Origin of the sequence: Bacillus sp. 105MF, assembly GCF_000374885.1 — a bacterium.
Lineage (GTDB): Bacteria > Bacillota > Bacilli > Bacillales > Bacillaceae_G > Bacillus_A > Bacillus_A pseudomycoides.
Map to the genome: position 1 here is coordinate 1 of NZ_KB895643.1, position 6,601 is coordinate 6,601.

Sequence of the window (6,601 nt, forward strand, 5' to 3'; positions counted from 1 at the left end):
CATTGCTGACGAGAAGGAAACGGCGACGAAAGCGTAGCATCGGATGGCAGAGATGGAGTAATGAATATCTCTATGGTGTACTGGGGCTCTACTGGGACTGGAAAGTCCATTCCCTCAAAAGTGCAGAGGGATACCGATGAAAGTGTCTGCCATTTGATAGGTCTCATAACCCTTTTGATGAAGTTTATGGGGTGAGCTGCTTGAGGGAAAACCTCACGAGCAGTTCTTATGGGGAGGAGCTGGAAACGGGTCATAACCGATACTGCGCCAGTTCTTTACCCGACAGATTTTATTTAAAACGTGGAAATCATTCTTCCATATTCATCATTGTAAAAAGATAAAACGAGAACGATTGGAATGCCATTTGTATGGGCAACTGATTGCTATTCTACTCTGTTCTTCTACCATGTTTCAAATGCGGCAATTACTTCTTATGAAAAAGAAACGAGAACTGAGTGAATATAAGGCCATATACATGATTAAAGATTACTTTCTTCTTCTTTTCCAAGCTATACAAAAAGACACCCAAGAGCTATCAAAGATTCTAATTCGCCTGTTCAACCTCCTACAGCAAAACGGGCGAAAATCACATCGTTATGAGAAGAAAACAATCTTTGATATATTAGGTGTCATTTACAATTGTACCATGTCTGATAATCAAGCGGCTTAATTCAAAAAAATGAAACCCGTTAGGGTTTATTTCGTATGAAAATCTTTAAATTCCCTATATGTAGCCTTTAGAAAAGAAGAAATAACCTCTACTATAATTGACGTTGTATGAGCTTAGCTTGATAGCGATGGGGTAGCACCACATATCCATCAAGCTAACAAGGACGAGTTACCCCAAAACGATAAAAATGATCAACATGCAAAGATTTTTCGTTTTGGGGGTATTATGATATCTTAACTTGATGGGTGCACGGTTAGTCCCCTTTTATAAACTCATTATTTACCAGACAGGTCTTAACCTCGATGATGATTTACCCTCATTTGCTTCATAAACTAACTTTGTTAAATCTTCCTTGAGCATTTGCATTCTCTCAGCGCCTATGTTTTCAATCCAACGTTGTTCAATTTCAGTTAGTATCTTCTCTTTTGCTTGCACTACTAGCCAACCTTTTTCGGTCAAAACAATAATTTTCCCTCTCTTATCAGTTGGATGAGCTTTGCGCATTACATAACCACTTTTCTCAAGATAATCCACCATTTTACTCACAGCTTGCTTTGTAATTCCTAAATATTCGGCTAGTTCTATACCTGTCGCTCCATTAGGAGTGATACATTTAAACATAAAACCATGTACAGGTCTAATATCTCCAAATCCCAATTCACTCAATTTGTCATGTAGTTCATTGATTGATGCGCTAAAGGATAATGACAAAAGTGACGTAAGGTCCAATTCACTAAATACTTGATGAATCATACATAAAACCTCCTCGAATAAAGTCAATACGGTTGACTACATCTGGTTTCTATTGTACTATATGGCATATAGTCAATCAAATTGACTATAATTAGTTATAAGAGATATAAGGGATTCAACGAAACAAAAATTAATAAATTATGGAGGTTTCTCATGGCTAACATCGTGAAAATTAGAGGAAGTGTGTTTGCCCCGTATGCTTGGTTAGAACCTATTAAAGATCCTACAACAGGAAAACTTTTTGAATATACTGGTGATGCACGTGAATTTACACCTTATGCTGTAAACACAATGCGGTCAAGATTAGAGCAAGAAGTGATTATTGATTTTTATAAAAAAGAAATTTTTTCACATGCAAATGCTTGTATCGTAACTGTGAAAATTACAAATCCAGATGGTTCTATCGAGTATAAAAAAGGGAGAACAGGCACAGAAAATATTGTATGCACTAATGTTGTGTGGGGTACTGATGAAGTTTCTTTTAAAATGAGTGCAAGTGCCAGCAATCCTTTAAATACAGCAGCACCTGCAGCTGACTATGTATTAACTATACACGTTAACAAATGTGGGTTTGCACATATTGAAGGTGCACATGATGGGTTCCCCTGCTATGAATTTTATAAACAAACAGATTTTGGTCCATTTGAATTAATATATACACATGATTTCAGAGAAACTGGTGACACTCCAGCAGCGCTAGCTGGGGAAATGGAATACAGTTTTAAAACGACAATCTAGATATAAATACTGAATAGAAGTTTACAAGCAGCAAAATTATTTATACGAAAGAAATTGCGATCTGTTTTGCTCAATGGGTCAATACTATTATTACCCAAAATAAAATTAAGAATTGCAGAGGTGTGTCTCATGACTAATATCGTTAAAGTTAGAGCAAGTGTATTTATTCCAATGTCTTGGACTGAACCTAAGAAGGATGCTCAAACAGGAAACGTGATTCAATTCGAAGGTGACTCACGTGAATTTACACCATATGCTGTAAACGCTATGCGTTCCAGAATTGAACAAGAAATAGTTGTAGATTTTTATAAAAAAGAAATTTTCACATATGCGAATACCGGCATAACAACAGAAAGAATCACAACTCCTGATGGTTCCGTTAATAAGAGAACAGGAAAAGCTAGTACGGAAAATATTTTGTACACTGATGTTGTATGGGGGTCAAATGACGTCAAATTTAAAATGAGTGCAAGTGCTAGCAATCCATTAAATGTATATGCACCTCCTGTTGACTACCTATTAACTGTACATGTTCAAAAAGATGGTACTGTCGATATTGAAGGTGCACATGATGGATTCCCTTGTTATGAATTTTATAAGCAAGTAAATTTTGGTCAGTTTGAGAAAATTCATACACATGACTTCAGAGAAACTGGTGATACAGCTGAAGCTCTAGGTGGAGACATGGAGTATAGTTTTAAAAAGATACTATAAAGAACAATATAATACCTTATTAAATAAATATATAACAACATAAAAGAGTGAGTAACAGGAGGAAAAAAGAATGACAACAGTTTTATTTGTAAAAGCAAACAATCGCCCATCAGATCAGGCAGTTAGTGTGAAATTATACGAGGCTTTTTTAGCAAGCTATAAAGAATCACATCCAAATGATACAGTGGTAGAGCTTGATTTATACAAGGAAGAATTACCGTATGTAGGTGTAGATATGATTAACGGTACATTTAAGGCTAGTAGAGGATTTGATTTAACAGCAGAAGAAGCAAAAGCAGTAGCTGTTGCTGATAAATATTTAGATCAATTCCTTGCAGCTGATAAAGTTGTGTTTGGTTTTCCCTTATGGAACTTAACAATTCCAGCTGTACTACACACATATATTGATTACTTAAACCGCGCTGGCAAAACATTTAAATATACGCCAGAAGGTCCAGTAGGTCTTATTGGAAATAAAAAAATTGCATTATTAAACGCAAGTGGCGGTGTATATTCTGAAGGACCAAAAGCTGCAATGGAAATGGCTGTTAAATATGTAGCAAGTATGATGAACTTCTTCGGTGTAAAAGATATGGAGAAAGTAGTGATTGAAGGTCACAACCAATTCCCTGATAAAGCAGAAGAAATTATTTCTACAGGGCTTGAAAAGGCTGTTAAAGTAGCAAGTACGTTCTAATTAACAAAACACTCTTCACTGAATATAGCAGTACCAAACCTTTTATAGCGGCGGTACTGCTTTTTTATTCACATATCTCGCTACTGATTGAACCAATAGAAAGAAGGATTACATTACAATGGATCGTTTATGGACAAAAAACTATATAATGCTGACAATTACAGCATTATTACTATTTAGTGGTTTTTATTTACTAATGCCAACACTACCTATGTTTATTAAAAAATTAGGTGGAAGTGAATCTCAAGTTGGATTTATTATTGGGGTATTTACAATATCGGCAGTCATTTTTCGTCCTATTGTTGGAGGATTAATGGATCGATATGGTCGAATGGTATTTATAATAAGTGGACTACTATTTTTCGCAATTACAATGTATTTTTATGATTGGGTAACAGGGGTTATATTTTTAGTGATCTTACGTATTCTCCATGGAATCAGCTGGGCAGTTGCTACAACTTCGATAGGAACGGCTGTGACGGATGTTATTCCACAATCTCGTCGTGGAGAAGGAATGGGATGGTATGGACTTGCCATGACTTTAGGTATGGCTTTAGGACCAGTATTAGGTCTTTGGGTAATAAAATCATTTTCATTCCATTATCTATTTCTTTTATGTACAGGATTAGCACTTGTTGCATTCATACTTGCACTTGGTACAAAAATACCATCAATTCAACATGCATCAAAAAAAACAATATCATTTTTTGAAAAAACACTCTTACCAATCGCTATTGTTACATTTTTCCTATCTCTTACTTTTGGTGGCATTACAACATTTTTACCACTGTTTGCGGCAAAAATCCAAGTTAATGCTGGTACTTTTTTCTTAGTTTATGCTGTCACACTTACAGTAGTTAGACCATTTGCGGGGAAGGTATCCGATAAATATGGAGAAGGAATCATTATTATTCCTGCGCTGTTTACACTGATAGCCGCACTATTAGTTCTAGCAATGACAAATGGGATTGTTGGACTAGTTATTACAGCTATTTTGTATGGGATTGGATTCGGATCAGCACAACCTGCTCTTCAAGTAGCCATGATACGATTAGCTTCACCAGAGAAAAGAGGAATAGCGAACGCTACATTTTTTACTGCTTTTGATTTAGGGATTGGTTTAGGATCCATTCTTCTAGGATTTGTTTCACAACTCATGGGATATCAAATGCTATTCATTGTTTGTGCTGTCTCTGGGTTTGTTAGTCTGTTAATTTTTATTTTGTTTGTAAAAAAGACGCTAACATAACTTTTAAATTTACGAAAAAAGCGCTATTCTTTTTGTAGAAATATACAGAAAGGATGGCGTTTTGGCTATGAATTTATCGATTTCTGATGAACTAGAATTGTTTTCTAAAGAGTTGCAGCGATATATGTCACCATATGCTTTGGAGAAATTTGCTAGAGAGATAGGATTTGTTCAACGAAAAAGTAAATATCGTGCACAAGATTTAGTAGCTCTTTGTGTTTGGTTAAGCGAAAACATAGCAAACACTTCATTGACACAACTAAGTAGTCGATTAGAAGCTAACACAGGTATTTCTATGAGTCCAGAAGGACTCAACCAACGTTTTAACTCTCGAGCTGTACAGTTTCTGCAACAAATATTAGCTTCTTTACTCCATCAGCAATTTTGTTCTTCTAGCAAGATTCCAACTTTGTATACAAACTATTTTCGACGTATTCGTGTATTGGATTCTACACATTTTCAGACTCCAGATAAATTCACTGCTACATATCAAGGTTCAGGTGGTAGTGGTCAAAGTGCCGGTGTGAAAATTCAATTAGAGTACGATTTGTTAAGTGGCCAGTTTCTACATGTTCATGTGGGTGCTGGAAAGCACAATGATAAAACATATGGTTCTACTTGTCTAAAATCTCTCCAACCGCAGGATGTATGTATACGTGACTTAGGGTACTTTGACTTAAACGATTTACATACTATAGACGAGCACGGTGCCTATTTCACCTCACGACTTAAGCTCAATACTCGTATATATCAGCAAAACAAAGATCCTGAATACTTTCAAAATGGAACAATAAAAAAACATTCTGAGTACATTCAATTAGATATGGAGAAATTTATTGATCAATTACAACCAGGTGAAACATATGAAATTCCTGAAATTTATATTGGAATGTATCAAAAGCTTCCTGCAAGAATAATTCTGTATAAGTTAACTGAACCGCAAATGAAACGTAGACAAAAGGATTTAGCATCTAAAGAACATAAGAAGCAAATTACCTATAAAGAACGTAGTAAGCGGCTTAGTGCAATTAACTTTTATATTACGAATATTCCTTTGGAATATTTACCAAAGGAACAAGTATACGATTTTTACTCCTTACGATGGCAAATTGGCGTGTCCAGATAAGGACACATTATCTAGTTGGTGAAAGTCCAATCGGGAGAATAGACTCCACTCCCGTAGCCTGAGAGGCGCCATGAAGTGAAAGCGACATGGCGAAGCCTTCTGACATCACATGCAAAAGGCATGTGGGCAAATCTCCAGGTTGTAACGTACAGTGAACGTAGACGTAGCCTCGTTACACGCAATTCCGGTGGCTGAGACGGTCGATAACGTGCGAAAGCAGCAAGAACTGACCGAAACGAGTCTGGAACGGCAGTTCTCACCGGCGGGGTATCAGCGGCGACATGGAGAGAAAGATAATGTGGAAACTGGAGAAGCCCTGGACACCCGATGAAGAAACCTCATCGAGGAGACCGTCTCTATAACCGCGATCGGAAAGTGAGAACGGTAGGTGTCAGGGTGGCGGAACGGATCGTAGTACCAGAGATCTGCGTGCAGCAAAACGCGCGGGGAGGAAAGGGTCCGAACCTGTAAACATTTCGTACGACCAAAGGAGGCAAGGGTGCCATGACAAAAACACCTATTACTTTGCAGGAACTAAGGCGACGAATCTATCAAAAGGCGAAGTCTGAACCTACGCATCGGTTTTGGGGACTATTTTCCCACATTACCAAACTAACAACCCTCCACGAAGCATATCAGCATGCGAGGAAAAAC

5 protein-coding genes and 4 pseudogenes are annotated in these 6,601 nt (G+C 37.0%); 8 read left to right on the forward strand and 1 reads right to left on the reverse strand.

Going from position 1 to position 6,601, the window contains the following annotated elements; all coding sequences use genetic code 11:
- A pseudogene (locus C564_RS36525) lies at positions 1-140 on the forward strand (group II intron reverse transcriptase/maturase); the annotation flags it as partial.
- 143 nt (positions 141-283) lie between these two features.
- Positions 284-670: pseudogene (locus C564_RS35940) on the forward strand (IS4 family transposase); the annotation flags it as partial.
- A gap of 279 nt (positions 671-949) precedes the next feature.
- Here the strand turns inward: C564_RS35940 and C564_RS0130770 are convergent.
- Positions 950-1,423 carry a MarR family winged helix-turn-helix transcriptional regulator gene (locus C564_RS0130770; RefSeq protein WP_018768128.1) on the reverse strand — a complete coding sequence of 158 codons (474 nt, stop codon included), beginning with the start codon at positions 1,421-1,423 and terminating at the stop codon, positions 950-952.
- A gap of 153 nt (positions 1,424-1,576) precedes the next feature.
- Between C564_RS0130770 and C564_RS0130775 the strand changes: the two genes are divergently transcribed.
- The 6 genes and pseudogenes from C564_RS0130775 to C564_RS35945 all read left to right on the forward strand — a co-directional run.
- A complete protein-coding gene (locus C564_RS0130775; protein WP_018768129.1) occupies positions 1,577-2,161 on the forward strand; it encodes a DUF3238 domain-containing protein in 585 nt (194 codons plus the stop codon).
- A 129-nt stretch (positions 2,162-2,290) separates the two neighbouring features.
- Positions 2,291-2,875: a DUF3238 domain-containing protein gene (locus C564_RS0130780; RefSeq protein ID WP_018768130.1), complete on the forward strand. Its 585-nt coding sequence runs from the start codon at positions 2,291-2,293 to the stop codon at positions 2,873-2,875.
- A gap of 70 nt (positions 2,876-2,945) precedes the next feature.
- Positions 2,946-3,572 carry an FMN-dependent NADH-azoreductase gene (locus tag C564_RS0130785; RefSeq protein ID WP_018768131.1) on the forward strand — a complete coding sequence of 209 codons (627 nt, stop codon included), beginning with the start codon at positions 2,946-2,948 and terminating at the stop codon, positions 3,570-3,572.
- A 118-nt stretch (positions 3,573-3,690) separates the two neighbouring features.
- Complete coding sequence (locus tag C564_RS0130790) at positions 3,691-4,821, forward strand: MFS transporter (protein ID WP_018768132.1); 1,131 nt, start codon at positions 3,691-3,693, stop codon at positions 4,819-4,821.
- Between the two features lie 67 nt (positions 4,822-4,888).
- A pseudogene (locus tag C564_RS33100) lies at positions 4,889-5,932 on the forward strand (IS4 family transposase); the annotation flags it as partial.
- A gap of 519 nt (positions 5,933-6,451) precedes the next feature.
- Positions 6,452-6,601: pseudogene (locus C564_RS35945) on the forward strand (group II intron reverse transcriptase/maturase); the annotation flags it as partial.